Genomic DNA, 19,739 nt, shown 5'->3' on the forward strand with positions numbered 1-19,739 from the left:
GTATGACCTTTGACACCAAAGCGATCAAACCCGCCAAAATCAAAGCAGAGACGCTGAAAACCTCGCTGACCCAACCGGTGACGCTGTACCCCGCTTTGGTCGGCTTTCTGGGCGGCGCCGCGACCATGCTTTTCGGCATGGGCGGCGCGACGCTGGGAGCATTAGTGGGCGGCGCCGTATTGGCGCTGGGCGGCTGGTCCTGGGAGTATTTCGCCAGAGGCGGCGCCCACGCTAATCGCTACATTGAGCGATACCGCAAGGTGTTGGAAGCGCAGCGCAAACAGGCCATCGCTCACCTTGATACGGAGTTGTCTAAACTAAATGCGGACGACGCCATCCAGCAGCTGCAGTTATTTCAGAAGAAGTTTGAGATCTTCAATCAGGTGCTCAATCGCAAACTGCAGTCCACGGAACTGACCTATAACCGCTATCTGGCCATGGCGGAGCAGGTGTATCTGAACGGCCTGGATAACCTGGAAGGCGTCTCTCTGTCCCTGCAGTCAATCAGCGCGATTGACCGGGTGGCCATCGAAGGCAAGCTGCAGCGCCTGGATGGCGTCGTTTCGGCGGAAGCGGAAAGAACCCGCGAGCAGCTGCGCGGCCGTTTGCAGTTGTTCGATGAGCAAATGCAACGGGTGCGTTCTCTCTATGCGGAAAACGAGGAAGCGTTGACCAAACTGGATCAGGTCAGCGCCCGCCTCGCCAATACGGATTTCAGTAGCGGTCGCGCCGCCATGGATATGGAGCAAGCGATCAAGGAACTGACCACACTAATTGAAAACTCGCAGCAATATGCGCAAAAAAAGTGATGAGGAATAACCAGTGAGCAATTTAATCCTGACCGAGAAAGAGAAAATAGAGAAGCAGGTCATTGCGGAAACCTCCAAATCTGAAGAGGTTGATCCCAAGCTGCAAGCGCAGGCTGACGAGCTGGTGGAGAAATTGGTCGGCATCGATCTCCGCAATCTGGACCAGCGTGACGCCCAGGCCCGGGCCGTGGCCAATCTGGGAGAAACAGTGACGCGTAATATGGCGCAGCAAAGCGCGATGTTGAAACAGCCCATGGCCAATCTGCTGCGCGACGCTCAGGACGGCGGTCCGGTGGCGCAAGGCCTGCTGACCTTGCAGGAGCAGGTCACCGACATCAACCCGAATCGGGTTGACTTCAATATGGGCGGCTTTCGCCGACTCTTGTCGATGATCCCAGGCGTAGGCACGCCTCTGGCGCGCTGGTTCGCGCGTTATCAAAGTGTTGAAGGCGTCATTCAGGACATCGTGGCGACGCTGAAAGACGGCAAGTCGCAACTGGAGCGGGATAACGTCACCTTGCGCAACGATCAGAAGCGCATGCGCGAACTGACCTTCCTGCTGCAGGATTACATCAAGCTGGGGCAGTTGCTGGACAGACAGCTGACGTCTCAGGTGGAGCGTCAGGAAGATGAGGAGAAGCGTAAGTTTCTGGAAGAGGAAGTGCTGTTCCCGCTGCGTCAACGCATTATCGATCTGCAGCAAATGCTGGCGGTGAACCAGCAAGGCGTGTTGTCTACCGAAGTTATCATCCGCAACAACCAGGAGTTGGTGCGCGGCGTCGATCGCGCCTGTAACGTCACGGTTACTGCGTTGTCCACGGCTTCCACGCTGGCGCTGGCGTTGCAGGCGCAGAAGAAAGTGCTGAAAGGCGTGCAGGCGGTGACTCAAACTACCAACGACCTGATCGCGGAAACCGCCAGTACACTGCGCACTCAGGGGGTGGAGATTCAAAAGCAGGCTTCACAGGCGCAACTGGACATCAATACTTTGAAGAAAGCCTTTACCGATGTGCAGGCCGCTCTGGAAGAACTCAGCAGCTTCCGGCGCAACGCCTTGCCCAAGATGGCGCAGTCTATTGTGGATATGGATGAGCTGAGCGGCAAAATGGAGAAATCCATCCAGAAAATGGAAGGGGCGGAAGAAGCCCGCGTGTCTCTGGAAGACGCCATTGAAATCATTGATATCAATAAAGAATAACCGGCTGTCCGTTACTGATGACGGACGCAATACTTTGCAACAAGGAAAAAATTTATGGTACGACGCATAACCTCCATCATGATGTGCCTGGCGGTTTCCGCCTCTGCTTCTGCGGCGGATAAGTTCAAACTTGCCTGGTCCCATTACACGGGCTGGGAACCCTGGGGCTACGCAGCGGATCAAGGCATCGTCAAGAAGTGGGCGGACAAGTACGGCATTGAAATAGAAGTGCAGTTGATCAATGACTACGTAGAGTCCATCAACCTCTACACCGCCAGCGACTTTGACGCGGTCACCGCCACCAATATGGATGCGCTGACGATTCCTTCCGTCAGCGGCGTGGACACGCAAGCGATTATCGTGGGCGACTATTCCAACGGCAACGACGGCATTGTGGTGAAAGGCGCGCATAGCGTAGCGGAGTTGAAAGGGCGGGAAATCAATCTGGTGGAATTCTCCGTTTCCCACTACATGCTGGCGCGGGCGTTGGATAAAAACGGCATGTCTGAAAGAGACGTCACGGTCGTGAATACGTCCGATGCGGACATCGCCAGCGCCTTCATCTCCAACGCCAAAGGCGCGGTAGTGACCTGGAATCCGCCTCTGCAGCAGGCGCGCAATGCGAAAGGCGCGCAGATGATTTTTGACTCTTCCATGATTCCAGGCGAAATTCTGGATATCACATTTGTGAAGACAGACGCCGACGAGCGTTTCAAAAAAGCGCTTACTGGCGCCTGGTATGAAACCATGGCCATCATAAGCGGCGGCGCTGGCAGTAAGGAAGCCATCGAGCATATGGCGGAAGCCACTGGCGCGACGGTCCCCGAGTTTAAAGCGCAACTGCGCACCACCGCGATGTTCTACACGCCAGCCGAAGCCCGCGATTACACCAAGTCCGACGCGGTTGAGAAGACCATGGAATACGTGCGCCAGTTCAGCTTCGACAAAGGCTTGTTTGGCGCTACCGCGCAGTCGGCGGATTTTGTCGGCATCCAGTTCGATAACGGCAAAGTGCTGGGGGACGAGAAGAACGTCAAACTGCGCTTTACCAGTAAGTATATGGACATGGCCGCACAGGGCACTCTGTAGCAGGCTTTGTGTCATAGTGGACGGGGAAGGCGGTATCCCGTCCAAGCAGGCTTCGTCTTTAAGCTTTGAGTCGGTGGGATGAAATCGACTGGAAGGTGTTTGTCGGAGCCTTGCAATTTAAAGTTAATGTTGTAAACATCGTTCGGTCGCTGATGACGGCGACCGGCGAATAACGCCCGATCCTGTGTGCGCCTGATGGCGTGTAGCAGTATGACGTCAGGAGGCCAGGACATTTTTCGTCATGAAGCAATGTAAGCAATAAAGGTGAATTCCAATGCTTTTTTCCAAGCTCCTGGGAGAAGTTAGCGACTCAATATGCGATGTGGATATCGCCGAGGACTGGTCCCAAGGTCGCTCGACCTTTGGTGGGCTGGTGGCGGCGTTTATCTACGAAGCCATGCGCCAGTCGCTCTCCGAGGATCGCCCTCTGCGTGAATTTAATATCTCGTTCGCATCCCCTGTCGCCCCCACAAGACTGACCGTCGCCAGTGAGTTATTGCGCGAAGGCGGCTCAGTCAGCCAGGTGTTGGGGCGCGCTATTCAACAAGGGGAAGTGAAAGCCACTGCTTTCGCCAGTTTCGGTAAAGCGCGTGACACCATCATCAATGCCCCCGGCGAAGCGATGCCTGAAGCGAAAGCCCCTGATCAGTGTATTGAAATGCCATATATCAAAGGCGTCACGCCCGAGTTTACCCAGCATTTCAACTACTACTACGCCTATGGCAACCTGCCGTTCTCCGGCGTGCAGTCGAGAGAAATGGGCGGTTGGGTGCGCTTCCGCCAGCCAGAGCCTGCGATTACTCTGGGCCACATTCTTGGGCTGGTGGACGCCTGGCCGCCAGCGACTTTGCCTTGGGTGAAAACGCCGGTTCCCGCCAGCACGCTGACCTGGTCTATTCAGTTTCCGCATCCAACGCCAACCATACAGCCGGATGAGCTGTGTCTGTATAAGGCATACGTTGAGCACGCCTCGGAAGGGTATGCTTATACCCGCTCCAAGTTGTGGAACGCCAAAGGCGAGTTGGTGGCGCTCAGCCAGCAGACCGTAACGGTATTCGGCTAAGCCGTACAGAGCGAGCCGTGTGGCTCGCTCTACAAGGAAAACAGGTCAATTTGTTTGGATGTGCCTGGCGGCGTGAACAGATCCGTGCGCAGGGCGGAATCCCGCCTAAGATTAAGTCCATTGCGCTTGGCGGCGATACTAAAGCGTTGCTCGATCAGGCGGGCGAAGTGTCCCACTCCACTTTGGCGAGTGCGGAAATCAGACTGATACAGCTCACCATTCCTGCACTCCCTCAGTAAATTGAGCGCCTTCTCCTTGCGCAGCGGATAGTGCTGTTGCAACCAGCTCTCGTAAAGCTCTTTTAACTGATGGGGCAATCGCAACAGGATATAGCCCGCATTGAGCGCGCCGGCGTTGGCGCATTGGGTGACGATATCCTCAATCTCAGGGTCGTTGATGCCGGGAATCACCGGCGCCACCATGACGCCGACGGGTATACCTTCCCGGCGTAAGGTCTCAATCGCTTTGAGACGCGCTTTGGGACTCGCCGCGCGGGGCTCCAGGATATTCTTCAGCTTCACGTCCATGGTGGTGACGCTGATCATGACTTTGACCAGATTCTGAAACGCCAGCTCCCGTAGCAGGTCAATGTCACGCAGTATGAGGTTGCTCTTGGTGATCAGCGTAACCGGGTGTTTGGTATCCACCATGACATTGAGCAGACTGCGGGTGATCTTTAATTGTCGTTCGGAGGGCTGATATGGGTCAGTGTTGCCGCCGATAGCAATGGTTTCGCAGCGGTAGTTGCGCTGATCCAGAAAGACGCGCAGCTTTTCGGCGGCATTGGTTTTGCAGTAGATCTTGGTTTCAAAATCGAGGCCCAGCGACAGATCCAGGTATTCATGGCTGGGGCGGGCGTAGCAGTAGACGCATCCATGTTCGCATCCCTGATAGGGATTGATGGAGTAAGTGAAGGGAATATCGGGGGAATTATTCTTGCTGACAATGGACTGACAGCTTTGCTGAATATATTCCGTTTGCGGGTGCTTCTGATAAGCTTCGTCGTGGACTTCGCTCCACGCGGCGAGTTCCGCGGGGTCGCTCTCGCTGCGCTGCGGGTGAAAACGATTGTGTGGGTTGGCCCCAGTTCCACGCCCTTTGCTTGCTTCGCCGTATTGCATAACCTGTCTCCAAAATACTGTTTAAATGTACAGCATTTTGTTTGGGGACGGCAACAGGAATTTTCTGTGGTATGTCCGGATCGTAATTTCGGGCTCAAACATAAATGATTGTAAGCTTTCGCGTATGATGTTAAATACGCTTTTGCTTCAGTGGGTTAGGAATATGGTGATTTAATGCGTTGGGGATTGTGGCTTTTGTTACTCGGAGCGGCGACGGCTTTCGCCGAAGAAAATGATGCGCCTATATTGGCGTGTTATGAATTAGACGACGTACAGCAGCGTCTCACATGCTACGACGAGGTCGCCAAATCCCTGGGAGAGGTGGAGGAGCCGCAGACCAGCGCGTTACAAGAGCAAAAAGACGACCCCCTCGGCGATATCCGCGAACCCAGCGATATTGATAAGCGCCTGGAGTTTGAAACCTCCTTTTCTGACAACCGCTTTCTCATCATTCCTCACAAACCCAACTATCTGTTGTTGTATTCCTATGTGGACGACCCCAACGAAGTGCCCTATAGCCCGACCAGAGAGCCTATTGCGGACCTGGAAAGCCAAAAGCATTCGGAGACCAAGTTTCAGATCAGTTTCAAAGTGCAACTGGCGCGAAACTTTATCCCCGAGCCCATGAGCCTCTGGTTCGCCTATACCCAGGTTTCTTTCTGGCAGCTGTATAACCAATCCCTGTCCGCTCCTTTCAGGGAAACCAATTACGAGCCTGAACTAATCTTTTTATTTCGTAATAACCTGAGCCTGTTCGGTTACACATCCGAGCATTACGTGTTGGGATTGAGCCATCAGTCCAATGGGCGCACAGAGCCGGCGTCACGGAGTTGGAACCGCATCTACACGGCGTTCCTGTTCAACCAAGGGAGTATGACTTTCAGCGTCAAACCCTGGTGGCGCCTGCCGGAAAGCGGCGATGACGATGATAATCCGGATATTCATAACTTCATGGGATACGCCGAATTTGGGGCGACCTATAAGTACGACGAGAACGTGGCCAGTATGCGGCTGTTCAATAACTTCCGCAGGAATGACAACCATACCACGGTGCAATTGTCCTACAGCTTCCCGTTACAGGGACGTTTGAAAGGATACATTGAGTATTACGATGGCTATGGCGAGAGCCTGATTGACTATAACCATCGCACGCAAAGGATTGGCTTTGGGGTGTTGCTCACAGACTGGTATTAAATGCCAAGTGAGTCCGCCGGCCCGACGCCATCGCGCCGGCGAGGTTTTTAACTATTTTGCTTTTGCTTAATTTTCAATAACAAAATACCAACGCTGCTTAAACAGCTTAATTTCCCTCAAAAATTAGAATGGCTCCATATAGATGTGATGGAGAAAGTGGGAATGAAGCAGAAAGTCGTCGCCGCTCATCCTTTAATTGAACAATATATCACGCCACTGTTTATCGCATTTATCGCCGCCTGCATGCTCGGCCTGGTAGTCAGCGCCTGGCGCTTTGGGGGAATGCAGAGTCTGTTTAACGCTCAATCCGGTCACGGACGGTTACTGCCAGACGCTGACGCGTTGCACGCCGCCTACTATTCCAATGCTGATCCTATTCACGATGCAGATCGCTTTCCAGGTCATGTGCCTCAATACGCCTACGCCAAAGAAGTGCGCAGGGTGGCGGTAGAGCTGGATATGGAAGAACGTCTGCTGTATGCCGTCGCCAGAACGGAATCCAGTTTGCGGCCAGACGTGCGTAGCGACAAGGGCGCTATGGGGCTGATGCAAGTGGTGGCGGGAGCAGGAGGCCGTGAAGCCTACAAGCGTCTGTACAAAAAATCGCGAAACCCCACGGAAAAAGAGCTGGCTGACCCTTATACCAATCTCAAGCTGGGCGGCGCTTATCTGAAAATTCTGAGGTATCGCTATTTTGGTCAGGTTGAAGATCGGACGGTGCAGACCATGCTGGTTCTGGCGGCCTACAACTGGGGGCCAAGTAATGTACGTCGTAAAATCGTCGGAAAGTTTCCGGTGCAAACTCGGGAGCAAGTGTTAAAAGCCCTGCAGCAGGACGCGCCCACAGAAACCTACCAGTACGTCAGGAAAGTAATGCGTTATATGGATGAGTTCGCCAGACTTTCCGGTCGGCCCGCGTAGGCTTATTGTTTTTAGTCGCCTGCGGTGACTCGGGTTTCCAGCCTGTGGAAAGTGGCGTTAGGGATGAGCGTATAAGCTCTTATTATGAATGAGAGGGCGGATAAATCCGGCTATTGCTTTTTCTTGATGGTTCTTACTGCGGCGATAATGCTCGCCAAAACAATGCTGGCGCTTAAGTAGTAGGGCGCCGCCTGCCAATGTCCTGAAATGAGATAATCCATCGCCATCATCACCAGGAACGCGCTCATGCAAAATGGAAACAGGAACGGGGCCAGTTTGGCTCCGAGCACTGGAAATTTTGCTGGAAGCTGCGGAGCGGAAGGCTTGGCCGTAGCCAACTGCTCTTTCTGTTGCACGAAAATTTTGAATAACAAGTTAGCCTCCTTTGTTAAATGGAGTGAGGCGATCTTAGTGATTGCCGACCTTGCTCAAAATGCGTACAAGCCGCTACGTAGCAATGCGAATTTGACTTTATCTTGTGCCAGACCTTGCGTAGAGTACGGGTTTTGACAAACTCGAATGACGAGCTGAGCGAGCATTTAAGAATCTATGAGCATGATGTTTGAAGAGGGGATTGAGCGTCGTCCGCTAAAGGAATATACGGAAAAAGCCTACCTTGATTATTCCATGTACGTCATTCTGGATCGGGCGCTTCCCCATATCGGCGATGGCCTGAAGCCGGTGCAGCGGCGCATTGTTTACGCCATGTCCGAACTTGGCCTGAGCGCCGCCGCCAAGCACAAAAAGTCCGCCCGCACCGTCGGGGATGTGCTGGGTAAATTCCATCCTCACGGCGATTCCGCCTGTTATGAAGCCATGGTATTGATGGCGCAGCCTTTTTCCTATCGCTACCCGCTGGTCGACGGACAGGGTAACTGGGGTTCGGCAGACGATCCTAAATCGTTCGCCGCCATGCGTTACACGGAGGCTCGCCTGGCGAAATACGCGGAAGTGCTGCTGAGCGAAATTGGTCTGGGCACCGTGGATTGGGTTCCCAACTTTGACGGCAGTCTGGACGAACCGTCTTTATTGCCTGCACGCCTGCCAAATCTGCTATTAAACGGCACTACAGGCATCGCCGTGGGCATGGCGACGGACATTCCTCCCCATAACCTGCGGGAAGTGACGCAAGCCTGTATTCACATGCTGGATCACCCGAAAGCCACGGTGGAAGAGCTGTGTGAATATATAGAAGGACCGGACTTCCCGTCCGGCGGGGAAATCGTCACCTCTCGCAGCGATCTGCGTCAGATTTACGAGACGGGACGCGGCTCCGTCAAAATGCGTGCGAAATACACCAAAGAAGGGCAGGACATCGTCGTTACTGAGCTTCCGCACCAAGTGTCTGGCGCGCGCATCATGGAACAGATCGCCCAGCAAATGCAGGCCAAAAAGCTGCCTATGGTGGCGGATTTGCGGGATGAGTCCGATCATGAGAATCCGACCCGACTGGTTATTATTCCTCGCTCTAATCGCATCGACGCAGAGCCGTTGATGGCGCACTTGTTCGCCACCACGGATCTGGAAAAGAACTATCGGGTCAACCTCAACGTAGTGGGCCTGGACGGGCGTCCTGCGGTGAAAGACCTGCGCGTGCTGCTGCAGGAATGGCTGACGTTCCGGACCCAAACGGTCAGACGCAGGCTGGAGCATCGCTTACAGAAAGTGCTGGCGCGTCTGCATATTTTGGAAGGCTTGTTGGTCGCATTCCTGAATATTGATGAAGTCATCGCAATTATCCGCAGTGAAGACAAGCCAAAACCAGTCCTGATGGAGCGCTTTGGCTTGAGCGACGTGCAGGCCGAATACGTTCTGGACACCAAATTACGGCAACTGGCCCGCCTGGAAGAAGTGAAGATCAGGGCGGAGCAGGACGAGCTTGAAAAAGAGCGTAAGAAGCTCGAAGACATCCTGGGTTCTGAAGCCAAACTGCGCAAGCTGGTCAAGACTGAGCTGAAGCAGGATATGGAGACGTTTGGCGACGAGCGCCGCTCTCCCATTGTTGAACGTAAAGAAGCGCAGGCGTTCAGCGAAACCGATTTGATCGCCTCAGAACCGGTCACCGTAGTGTTGTCGGAGAAGGGCTGGGTGCGGGCCGCCAAAGGCCATGATATCGACGCCCAAGGCCTTAGTTACAAAGCCGGCGACAAGTTCCTCGCCGCCGCTAAAGGGCGTAGTCATCAGAATGCTATCTTCCTCGACGATACCGGACGTTCCTACTGCGTGGCGGCGCACTCGCTGCCATCCGCCAGAGGGCAGGGCGAGCCGCTTACCGGGCGAGTCAATCCGCCTTCCGGCGCGGGCTTTACCCATGTGTTGATGGGGCCGGACTCCATGAAGGTGGTGCTGGCGTCGGACGCGGGCTATGGCTTTGTGGCCAAGCTGGAAGACTTGCAATCGAAAAACCGTGCTGGCAAGGCATTGATCTCTTTGCCGAAAGGCGCGTGCGTATCGCCGCCGATTCTGTTGGAGCGGCAAAACAATCCTCACTTGGTGGCGATCAGCAATGAAGGGCGAATGCTGGTGTTTCCAGTGAGTGAACTTCCTGAGCTGGCCAAAGGCAAAGGCAACAAGATCATTGGCATCCCCAGCGCTCGTGCGCAAGCCCGTGAAGAGGTCATGAGCAATCTGGCGGTGGTGGGTGAAAAAGACACCTTGGTGCTGCACGCCGGCAAACGTTTCCTCAAGCTGACCTTCGACGACTTGAGCCATTATCTGGGCGAGCGCGGGCGCCGTGGGCATAAGTTACCCCGTGGCCTGCAACGCGTCGACCGAGTGGAAATCATCGTTGATGAAAGCGCCGAACCGGTATCCCCGGAAGGAGAGTGAATCACTTCTGCGCGCGCTCGTCCGGGCGCGCGATGACCGCAATTATTCATAGCTAAGCAGTTAGATTGAGGTGGAAGACGCCGTGAGCGAAATACTACTGATTAATGTCTCCGGATATGACAAACCGGGACTGACTTCCTCGATCACCCGGATCATGGCCGAGCACGGGCTGATTATTTTGGATATCGGCCAAGCCGTCATTCACGATTACCTGACCTGGGGCATATTGGTGCAGATTCCTGACAGCGAAGAATCCGCGAATGTGCTGAAGGAGCTGCTGTTTTGCATTCACGCCTTGAACTTGCAGGTGCAGTTCAAGCCGGTATCAGAGCAGGAGTATTCCGAGTGGGCGAAAGGCAAGGGCAAGGAGCGCTACATTGTCACGCTGTTGGCGCGTGAGATAACCGCAGAGCAGATCGCGCGAGTGTCCGGCATCACCGCGGAACATTATCTGAATATCGATAACATCAGCCGTTTGTCGAGCCGCCTGTCACTTTACGAAGACCGCACAAGCGCCCAGGCCTGCATAGAGTTCGCTGTGCGTGGGACGCCCCAGAATCTGGATGCGTTAAAGGCGGAGTTCCTGCATGTGTCGAACGACCTGAATCTGGACATCGCGTTTCAGAAAGACGATATCTACCGCCGCAACCGTCGTCTGGTGGTCTTTGATATGGACTCCACGCTGATCGAAGCGGAAGTCATTGATGAGCTGGCCAAAGAAGCGGGCGTTGGCGAACAGGTCGCCGAAATCACCGAAAGGGCCATGCGCGGCGAACTGGACTTCTCACAAAGCTTCCGCAAGCGGGTAGGGCTGCTGAAAGGCCTCTCTGAAAGCGTTCTGGAGAAAGTGCAGGCGCGACTGGTGATGACGGAAGGCGCGGAAAAGCTGATTTCCCATCTGCGTATGCTGGGATACAAGACAGCGATTCTCTCCGGCGGCTTCACTTATTTTGCGAAGGAACTCCAGGCCAAGTTGGGCATTGACTATGTCTACGCCAATGAGCTGGATATCAAAGACGGCGTAGTAACGGGTGATGTGACAGGCAGGATTGTCGATGGTGCGCGTAAAGCGGAGCTGTTGCGGGAAATTGCGGAAAAAGAAGGTTTGCGTCTGGAACAGGTGATTGCAGTGGGCGATGGCGCCAACGATCTGCCGATGCTGAGCGCCGCTGGACTGGGTATCGCCTTCCGCGCCAAACCTTTGGTGAAAGAATCCGCCAAGCATGCGATTTCCAATCTGGGGCTCGACAGCATTCTTTATTTGCTGGGGTTGCGGGAAAGCGACACCGCTTTGTTGGCGGGCGGCGAGTAAGCTGCTCTCCTGTCTGGTCCTGAATAGGCGCCAACTCTATTCAGGACGGGACATCCAAAACAAAAAAGGCGGGCCCCAGGCCCGCCGTGAACACAGCAAAAGGAACGAATGTCGACGCCTGCGAAGCTACTCGCCTTCGCTGAAGTCGTAATTCATTTCCGGTGAGGGCTCCTGCAGATAGTACCCCTGAATGTAGTTGACGCCCGCCTGCCACAGTGTGGACAGTACGGACGCGTTTTCCACGAAAGGCACTACAGTCAGTTTTTTCAACTCCTGCAACTGAGTGATCATTTCTTTCAGCTTCTCTTTGGAGCGCTCATCTTTTTGAATTTCTTCAGTGAATGAACCGTCCATCTTGATGTAATCGCATTCAACGTGCTTGATGGTGTTGAAAGGATTCAAGGCGCAACCGAAACGGCTGATCGAGACTTTTCCGCCCAGGCGCTTAATGCCCGCGGCGAACTCTTTGGCCTGTTTCAGGTATTCGATGGCGTTTTCTTCCGCAATCTGGAATATCAGTGCGCCGCCAGGCAACTTGGCTGCCTTCAACGCCAGGCCCAGCCACTGTACGAAGGTTTTATCCAGCACAGTGTAAGGGGTGATATTCAGGAATAGCTTGGTGTCGTGTCCTTTGGCGCGATGGGCGCTTAGGCTCTTGATGTTTTGCAGAATCACCCAGCGGTCGAGTTTGATTGCAAGCTCGGCGTTGCTGTCGATGGGGAGGAATTCGGACGGGCTGATTTCCTCGTCTTTATCGTTCAGCATGCGCAGGAAGGCTTCGTAATGCTCTTCGCCTTCGCCGCGTAAACCAATGATGGGCTGGAACAGCAGGCGGAAACGGCCGTTGTCCAGGCTACGCTGCAGTACGGCCACCATATCTTCATCCAAAGGCTGGGTGGCGTCGAAGTCGACAGCGTTATACAAGTAAACGCCGTTGCCTTTCTTCTTGCCTTCCTGGCTGTGAATGTGCGAACAGGCCCTGTGGGCGCGACTCATGAGATCTTCTGCTTTCGGGGCGTTCTCATTGATGCGGGCGATACCGATGCTGACGGTGATCTGCGCAGTGCGGTCGCCGACTTCAAACAGATGTTCTTCCGTTTGCTTGCGGATGTTCTCCGCCAGTTGCTCGGAGCCTTTGTCATCGACCTGGGTCGCCAATATAGCGAACGTGTCGTCGCCAAGACGGGCCAATGAGTAATTTTCCGGGCAAATAGACTTCAACATGTTGGCGAAGTCGCCGAGAATGCTGTCCGAGCCAGGGATGCCGTAATCGTTGCGGGCGGTGGAGAAATCGTCCAACTCCAGATACAGGAGGCTGCCCTGCAAGTCGTTGTTGAGCGCCTTGTCGATGGCGCCTTCCAGGTGCTCCATAAAGTGCACTTTGTTGTAGAGGCCGGTCAATAAGTCTTCACTGCTGAACTTGCGCAGTTTTTCTTCCAGCTCGGGATCGACTTCCGGGCGCACGATAATCTGTGTGCAGGCTTCGCCGTCATAGGTCGCCTGTGAACAGCTGAGCACCACTTCCACTTCGGAGTCGTCGCTCTTGCGAATAGTGCAGGTCAGCTCTTTATGTTGCTGATTTTGCTGGGCGTCATTAAACGCTTTAAGAAAATCCTTGAAGGGTTCCTGACTGACGCTGGACAGAACGTCCATGACGGGAATACACATCAATTCATCGATGTCTTCATAGCCGAACAAGTCCAAATAGGCTTTGTTGGCGAAAACGTGCATACCTTCGTTGATGTAGGCGATGGCGTCCATGGAGCTTTCGAGCAACAGGTTGCAGCGCTTTTCCGCTTCCCGCAGATGCACTTCAATGTTGCGACGACGTCGGCGTTCTTCCAGGTCGCTCAACTCGCGTTTGACGGAAAACACCATGCGCGGAAGCGCGTCTACAGGCAATACCTCGCGCGCTCCCAGCTTCAGTCCTTCCAGGGCTGCGTCCTCGTCGAAGGTCTGGGTCAGAAGGATAAATGGAAGGTCTTTTTCCAGTCTTTTGATTTGTTCGAGGCAGTGCTTATAGGTGACTTCCCCGTCGACTTCTTTGGCGATGAACAGATCCCACACCTGAGAGTTTAGCGACTCTTCCAAATCCTCCAGACTGGTGACTCGGTGAGCTCGCGTGGCTCTCCCTGCATTCCGAAGTAGGCTGACTACTTTTTCGGCATCATTTTGCGAGGCGTCCAGGATCAGCAAATGTACCGTTGGATTTTTTTTTTGCATGAACGTGAATTGATCAAACTCCAGTCAATTGGCGTAAACCTTGCCGCCGAACGCACCTAAAGAGCGCCCTACAGCCTAGATTTTACAAAGTTTTATATATGTAAGTTATTCTAGGTCGCTCTTTATTATGCGACAAGGAAATATGTTAAGTAATTTGGCGTTCGTTCCTATAGGGACGGCCACAGTGAATCAAAATCATCTTCGCTTGCGCCCGTTGTTTTTACTTCTTCCTGGGCCTGATTAAGCGATTGATTTAAAAACTTAATCTCAAACTGACTGAAACTGCCGGTAGCAGACACACGGCGACAAAGCTGTACTTTGGTTTCGCGTCCCTGTTTGTTGATGATGACTTTGTGACCCACCTGGAACGGCAGGCGTGGGGTGATGAGCGTCGCCGGCTGCCCGATGGAGGGAAGCTCCGGCAATAACAGTCCGCGTAAGAACTCGCTGCCTTCACCGGTTTTCTGCGTGAGTTGTACGCCGCAAGGCTTGGCGCTCGGCGCCAGCAGCTCCACGCCGAACTGGGTGCCATGCTGTTTGATTTGGCGGATCCAGCGGATGACGGAAATGCTCCAGGGGTGAGACTCATCTTCACGCACGCCGAGCAATTCGCCGGCCTGGACATTACCTGGCACGTCGCCCACCCATTGAATGCAATAGCCGCCTGGACTGGTATTCACCAGGGGCACGATATGCTGCATGTAGTTGGATTTGGTCTCCGTCTGCTTGATGCGGTTGATGCCGGGATAATTGATAGGCGACATTTCCGCAGCGCGGCCGCGATCGTCGCGGGTGGGGCCTGCGTCGAAAGAGGAGTTCCAGACATCGGTTTTGCGCGCGCGCTGCATGAAGTAGTTGACGTCATTGTCATCGTCGTTTTTCGACATCAGCAGGGTATTGAATTCGACGCCGTTGGCGCAGAAAAAGTGCGTAGCGGAAAGGCCGACGCTCAGGAATACGCGTCCGGTGCTGGACATGCGCTTAAAGGTGCGCTTCGTCAGAATGCCCAACGCCTGGCTCAGCGACGACAATACATTGTCGGTCATCCGCACCGGCATGTCCAAGACGCCTTCGGGCGCTTTCTTATGCGTATTCACATAAGCGATGTAGTCCGTCAGTCTGTCCACCAGACGGGCGGTGTCGAAACCGAAAGAGTCCAGGCTGGGCGCTGCGCTTTGCAGACTGCGATAGTGAGGCGCCGCATCTGCGCCGGGATTGACGATAAATAACGCGGTTGTTTCAGCGTCGTCCAGAACATCTGTGAATTGAGCCCAGGACTCGAAGGCCTCGAAGGCGGCGGCGATATCATTCTGGCGCATCTGATTGGGTTTGCAGCAGCCAAGCAACAGCACACGCTTATAGACATGCTCTAGTGTAGTTTCTTCAAATAACTTGGACTGTTCGTCACGTACTTTGGCGTTGGCGAATTTATAGTTGTGCGCAAACTTATAAAGCTGATGAATTTCCAGCCAAACATTGGTTGGGCTTTGGCAATACAGCTGGCTGGCGCGTAATACGCAACGGGAAAGGTCACTGATGGCGCGATGGCAGGCTGTCGCCAGAGACTTTTTGGCGCGGTCCGACATGGAGGCGCTGAGCTGGTCGTGAATCACCAGTTTATAGCCGTTAGCGAGGTGCAGTTGCAGGGCTTGGGCAAGGTTAGCGATTTTGCGCTGTTTTTCCGGCAGAACTATTGAATGGTTAAGAAAATGCTTCGATAACTCCGTGCAGACGTAATAGATAGGTCCACGGATGACTTCCATTAGTTGAAAGCGGTTAGCAGGTGCGGTAATCAGTTGGTTGAGTTCAATAATCGCATGGTATAGCCGTTTGGCGGTTTCACCAATGTTGGCGATGGGCAACTGGCTCACCCAATGTTCCAATTGCTTAACGTTAGGTTCGCAGAAGGACAGCGTGGTGAGCTTGAGCTCAGGAACAGTTATTTTCGGCGCAGTACTTTGACCGTCCATGCATGACAACCATTATAGTTTTCGTGGTGACCTGAACGCATGCCTGCCGATAACTCAATGAATCCAGCGGGATACGCGCGTTTTTTCAAAATAAATGAAAATTCTTGCTTTTAGAATAGCAAAGATTCTTCAAAGGGAGTGGAGGGGCCTCCAAAATCCCTGCTTTTGCAAACTTTTACGATTAACACGGGTGTAACACAAAGCGACAAAAAGTTACATAACCAGTCATCCCTGTCAAAATTTTTTTGCGCCGCGTCTTTGTCTTCGACTAGGCGAAGATGGGCGTTTTGGAGGGGGCTCCGGGGATTTCTCTGACCAGCCGTGGAACCAGATAACCGGGTAGCTGGGCTCTTAACGCCTGCATTAAAGAAGAAAGACGTTCGTCGCCACAGTCAAAATGAGCGGCGCCCTGAACCTTGTCGAGCTGATGCAGATAGTAGGGCGTGACGCCGCATTCAAATAATCTCTCGCTGAGAGCGGCGAGAGTGGGGGCGTCGTCATTAACGCCCTTAAGCAAAACGGTCTGGTTCAGCAACATATGAACAACCGGACGCAGTCGCGCCAAGGCTTCTTCCACGGAGTCATCCAGTTCCGCGCTGTGGTTGGCGTGGATGACCATGATTGTTTTGAATGGGCGGTCAGAGAACAGGTCCAATAGTCCCTGATCTATGCGATCAGGAAGCATGATTGGCAGACGGGTATGGAGTCTTACCTTGCTGATCTGCGGCAGCTCTGCGATGAGAGTAAGCAGTTCATCGAGAACCGGGTTATTCAACATGAGCGGATCACCGCCGCTGAGAATGATTTCACTGACGCTGTCGTCGCCCGGCAAGGTCGCCAGCGCTTCCTTCCATTGCGCGCGGCTTTGGCGGTGTTCGCTATAGGGAAAGTGGCGTCGGAAGCAGTAGCGGCAATGGATTGCGCAAGCGCTGGTGGTAATGAGCAAGGCGCGGCCGTGATACTTCTGCAAGATGCCTTTGGATGCGGTGTAATTCGCTTCGCTCAGTGGATCCGCGCTATAACCCGCCATTGCCTGCTGTTCCAGATGCAGAGGTAGTACTTGCAATAACAGGGGATCATTCGGGTCGCCTTTTTTCATGCGGCGCACATAGTCGCGAGTCGCCCGCACCGGAAACTGCGCATGCCCGGGAAGCGCGTTCTGCAATAGCGTTTCCGGCAACTCCAAAAGCGACAGCAGTTCCTGCGGCGACTTGATCATGTCGGCGATTTGCTGGCTCCAAGAGAGTGAGGGGGCGGATTGGGCGTCAAGTTTCGCGTCGCAGACTTCTACTGCAACCGGATTTCGGGCTATCATTTACAAATTTGCACCACAAGTCAGGTTCTGACCGAATTTTAACATGCGTCGCCGTCTGGCGATCATTCTGTTTCAAGAGGAAGTATGGCCAACTATTCTACCAACGAATTCAAATCAGGTCTCAAGATTATGCTGGACGGAGACCCTTGTTCCATTATTGAGAACGAGTTTGTCAAACCCGGAAAAGGACAGGCGTTCAACCGGGTCAAGTTCCGTAACCTGAAGTCTGGCCGCGTCGGCGAGCGCACATTCAAATCCGGTGATTCCGTGGAAGGCGCGGATGTCGTGGATCTGGATATGGAATACCTGTACACCGACGGTGAATTCTATCACTTCATGCTGACTGACGGCTCTTTCGAACAGCACGCGGCGGATGTTTCCGCTGTCGGCGACACCACCAAGTGGCTGAAAGAGCAGGACGTCTACACCGTGACTTTATACAACGGCGCGCCACTGTCTGTATCTCCACCCAACTTTGTCGAGCTGGAAATCGTTGAAACTGATCCCGGCGTGCGCGGCGACACCGCTCAAGGCGGCAGCAAGCCAGCCAAGTTGACTACTGGCGCGGTGGTGGCTGTGCCTCTGTTCATTAACCAAGGCGAAATGATCAAGGTCGACACTCGTTCCGGTGAATACGTGAGCCGCGTTAAGAGCTGATAACGTCGCATAGGCCTGTGAGGGCCGCGCGTTGACTCATGGAAAGGCGGATTCGTAGGAATCCGCCTTTTTTATTATTTCAGACTGATGTTTTTCTTATTCGACTATGCAACAGCCCGACTGGCGTCCAAGCGCCACAATCGAAACCCTTCGCAAAAGAGCTGATTTCATCAAGCGCATACGCGCTTTTTTCGATGGCCGGCAAGTCTTGGAAGTAGATACGCCTTTGCTGAGCAGCGTCACTGCGACAGACCTTAATCTGGACAGTTTTGATGTGATCAGCGCTGATCCCGAACCCCGATATCTACTGACTTCCCCAGAGCATGCTATGAAACGTTTGCTCGCCGCCGGCTCTGGTGCCATCTATCAGATTACCCGGGCGTTTCGGCGCGGTGAGTTTGGCGCTCGCCATAATCCGGAATTCGCGATGCTGGAGTGGTATCGCCCTGGTTTTTCTTTGCAGGACCTGCAACGGGAGGTGGAAGACCTTTTAGCCAGTCTGGGCTACGAAGAAAAAGCGGAATGCATGAGTTACCGGCAGGTGTTTCAGCGCTTTGTCGATCTGGACCCGTACAGGGCTGAAACCTCGGCGCTGCAGGAAGCTGCGGCGCAAGCCAGTGGTATGGCGGCGTCCGAGCTGAGTCGGGACGAGGCGTTGGATGTGCTGATGACTCACTGTGTCGAGCCCGCGTTGAAACCCCTGGGGGCGGTGTTTATCCGTGACTATCCGCCGAGTCAGGCGGCGCTGGCCAGAGTCGGTGCAGACGCCGACGGCGACGCGGTGGCTTTTCGCTTTGAGCTGTACATCAACGGCGTCGAAATCGCCAACGCCTATGACGAGCTGATAGACCCCGTTGAGCAAAGGCGGCGTTTTGAAGAAGACAATATCGCCAGGTCGGCGGCGAAGAAGCCGGTTATCCCTGTGGATGAGCGTTTACTTGAGGCGCTGGCTTATATGCCGGAATCGTCGGGTATAGCCTTAGGGGTGGACCGGCTTTTCATGGTGCTTGAAGGAAAAAGCCGGTTAGAGGACGTACTGGGTTTTCCTGCTGACAGAATCTAGGCGCAGCGTTGCGGCGACAGACCGGGGGGCCGGTCTGTCGCCGCCATCTTAATCCGCCTTTTGTTCGTCAGCGACTTTTCCTGTCTGCAGAATTTCGCCGAGATCTTCACCCAGGCGCACCGGCGTTTCCGCCTTGAAGCCTTCGCGCCAGCGCATGGAGCCTTTAGGGAAGGTCATCACAACGGTTGAGCCCAGGCAGAAGCGTCCCATTTCTTCGCCACGCTTGATCGTGACTTCGCCTGGTTTGTAGGTATAGCTGCGGACCGTTTTGCCCATTGGCGCTACGCGACCCGCCCAAACCGTTTCCACGCTGGCGACGATCATGGCGCCGACCAACGTCATGGACATCGGTCCCAGCGGCGTGTCAAAAATGCACACCACGCGTTCATTGCGCGCGAACAGCGCGGGTACGTTCTCAGTGGTCAGCGGGTTGACCGAGTAGAGTTTGCCGGGCACATAGATCATCTCCCGTAGCTCGCCGTCAATCGGCATGTGAATGCGGTGATAGTCTTTGGGAGATAGATAAATAGTTGCGAACTCGCCGTCAATAAATGGCTGCGCCCTTTGCAGGTCGCCCCCCAACAGCTCGACGAGGCTGAAGCTATGGCCTTTGGCCTGGAAAATTTTGCCGTAGTCGATGGAGCCAGCCTGCGATACCGAGCCATCCACCGGCATCACCAGTCGTGTGGCGTCAGGGTGGATAGGTCTTGCGCCATCTTTTAACGCCCGGGTAAAAAAGTCGTTGAAGCAGGCATAATCTTCCGCAGACGGAAGTAACGCTTCCTGCATGTTCACGTTATAACGCTTGATGAACCACTTGATGAAGGTGTTCTTTATAAACGGCGTCCTGGAATCCGCCAGCTTGCCAATGGCGCGCGATAGCGCGTGCTGTGGAGTCAGATGCTGGCTCAGAATAAAAAGACGGTCAAATAAGGACATGTTGTGTTCCGTGCGTAAAACCACCGCAAACGCGGC

At 54.1% G+C, this 19,739-nt stretch carries 16 protein-coding genes; 10 read left to right on the forward strand and 6 right to left on the reverse strand.

What is annotated here, in order from left to right:
• Positions 1-2: 2 nt before the first annotated feature.
• The 4 genes from O5O45_RS00960 to O5O45_RS00975 all read left to right on the forward strand — a co-directional run bounded on the left by O5O45_RS00960 (position 3) and on the right by O5O45_RS00975 (position 4,159).
• Positions 3-809: a hypothetical protein gene (locus O5O45_RS00960; RefSeq protein ID WP_305903442.1), complete on the forward strand. Its 807-nt coding sequence runs from the start codon at positions 3-5 to the stop codon at positions 807-809.
• 13 nt (positions 810-822) lie between these two features.
• Complete coding sequence (locus O5O45_RS00965; protein WP_305903443.1) at positions 823-2,007, forward strand: toxic anion resistance protein; 1,185 nt, start codon at positions 823-825, stop codon at positions 2,005-2,007.
• 54 nt (positions 2,008-2,061) lie between these two features.
• Positions 2,062-3,096 carry a putative urea ABC transporter substrate-binding protein gene (locus tag O5O45_RS00970; RefSeq protein ID WP_305903444.1) on the forward strand — a complete coding sequence of 345 codons (1,035 nt, stop codon included), beginning with the start codon at positions 2,062-2,064 and terminating at the stop codon, positions 3,094-3,096.
• Between the two features lie 274 nt (positions 3,097-3,370).
• Entirely contained in the window at positions 3,371-4,159 is a 789-nt protein-coding gene (locus O5O45_RS00975) for an acyl-CoA thioesterase (RefSeq protein WP_305903445.1), read from the forward strand.
• A 29-nt stretch (positions 4,160-4,188) separates the two neighbouring features.
• On the opposite strand, the gene O5O45_RS00980 is transcribed toward O5O45_RS00975, so the two are convergent.
• Entirely contained in the window at positions 4,189-5,280 is a 1,092-nt protein-coding gene (locus O5O45_RS00980) for a PA0069 family radical SAM protein (RefSeq protein ID WP_305903446.1), read from the reverse strand.
• A 174-nt stretch (positions 5,281-5,454) separates the two neighbouring features.
• On the opposite strand from O5O45_RS00980, the gene O5O45_RS00985 reads away from it, so the two are divergent.
• Positions 5,455-6,474, forward strand: coding sequence for a phospholipase A (locus O5O45_RS00985; protein ID WP_305903447.1), 1,020 nt, complete (start codon positions 5,455-5,457; stop codon positions 6,472-6,474).
• 162 nt (positions 6,475-6,636) lie between these two features.
• Positions 6,637-7,395: a transglycosylase SLT domain-containing protein gene (locus O5O45_RS00990; RefSeq protein ID WP_305903448.1), complete on the forward strand. Its 759-nt coding sequence runs from the start codon at positions 6,637-6,639 to the stop codon at positions 7,393-7,395.
• A 110-nt stretch (positions 7,396-7,505) separates the two neighbouring features.
• On the opposite strand, the gene O5O45_RS00995 is transcribed toward O5O45_RS00990, so the two are convergent.
• Entirely contained in the window at positions 7,506-7,769 is a 264-nt protein-coding gene (locus tag O5O45_RS00995; protein WP_305903449.1) for a hypothetical protein, read from the reverse strand.
• 175 nt (positions 7,770-7,944) lie between these two features.
• Here O5O45_RS00995 and parC point away from each other — a divergent pair, with 175 nt between their 5' ends.
• Both parC and serB read left to right on the forward strand, forming a co-directional pair.
• Positions 7,945-10,224, forward strand: coding sequence for a DNA topoisomerase IV subunit A (parC, locus tag O5O45_RS01000; RefSeq protein WP_305903450.1), 2,280 nt, complete (start codon positions 7,945-7,947; stop codon positions 10,222-10,224).
• Between the two features lie 82 nt (positions 10,225-10,306).
• Entirely contained in the window at positions 10,307-11,536 is a 1,230-nt protein-coding gene (serB, locus tag O5O45_RS01005; protein ID WP_305903451.1) for a phosphoserine phosphatase SerB, read from the forward strand.
• A gap of 126 nt (positions 11,537-11,662) precedes the next feature.
• Here serB and O5O45_RS01010 read toward each other — a convergent pair whose 3' ends face one another.
• The 3 genes from O5O45_RS01010 to epmB form a co-directional block, all read right to left on the reverse strand.
• On the reverse strand, positions 11,663-13,759 hold the full coding sequence (locus tag O5O45_RS01010; protein WP_305903452.1) for an EAL domain-containing response regulator: 2,097 nt from the start codon (positions 13,757-13,759) through the stop codon (positions 11,663-11,665).
• 167 nt (positions 13,760-13,926) lie between these two features.
• Entirely contained in the window at positions 13,927-15,729 is a 1,803-nt protein-coding gene (locus O5O45_RS01015) for a GTPase (protein WP_305903453.1), read from the reverse strand.
• 268 nt (positions 15,730-15,997) lie between these two features.
• Positions 15,998-17,044, reverse strand: coding sequence for an EF-P beta-lysylation protein EpmB (gene epmB / locus O5O45_RS01020; RefSeq protein ID WP_305903454.1), 1,047 nt, complete (start codon positions 17,042-17,044; stop codon positions 15,998-16,000).
• A gap of 84 nt (positions 17,045-17,128) precedes the next feature.
• Here epmB and efp point away from each other — a divergent pair, with 84 nt between their 5' ends.
• Positions 17,129-17,701 carry an elongation factor P gene (gene efp, locus O5O45_RS01025; RefSeq protein ID WP_011399132.1) on the forward strand — a complete coding sequence of 191 codons (573 nt, stop codon included), beginning with the start codon at positions 17,129-17,131 and terminating at the stop codon, positions 17,699-17,701.
• A 106-nt stretch (positions 17,702-17,807) separates the two neighbouring features.
• On the forward strand, positions 17,808-18,764 hold the full coding sequence (epmA, locus tag O5O45_RS01030) for an EF-P lysine aminoacylase EpmA (protein WP_305903455.1): 957 nt from the start codon (positions 17,808-17,810) through the stop codon (positions 18,762-18,764).
• Positions 18,765-18,812: 48 nt separating this feature from the next.
• Here epmA and asd read toward each other — a convergent pair whose 3' ends face one another.
• Positions 18,813-19,703 (reverse strand): archaetidylserine decarboxylase, encoded by an 891-nt coding sequence (asd, locus tag O5O45_RS01035; RefSeq protein WP_305903456.1) that lies wholly within the window; start codon positions 19,701-19,703, stop codon positions 18,813-18,815.
• Positions 19,704-19,739: the final 36 nt, after the last annotated feature.

The sequence above is a fragment of the Hahella sp. HNIBRBA332 genome (assembly GCF_030719035.1).
In the GTDB taxonomy this organism is placed as follows: Bacteria; Pseudomonadota; Gammaproteobacteria; order Pseudomonadales; family Oleiphilaceae; genus Hahella.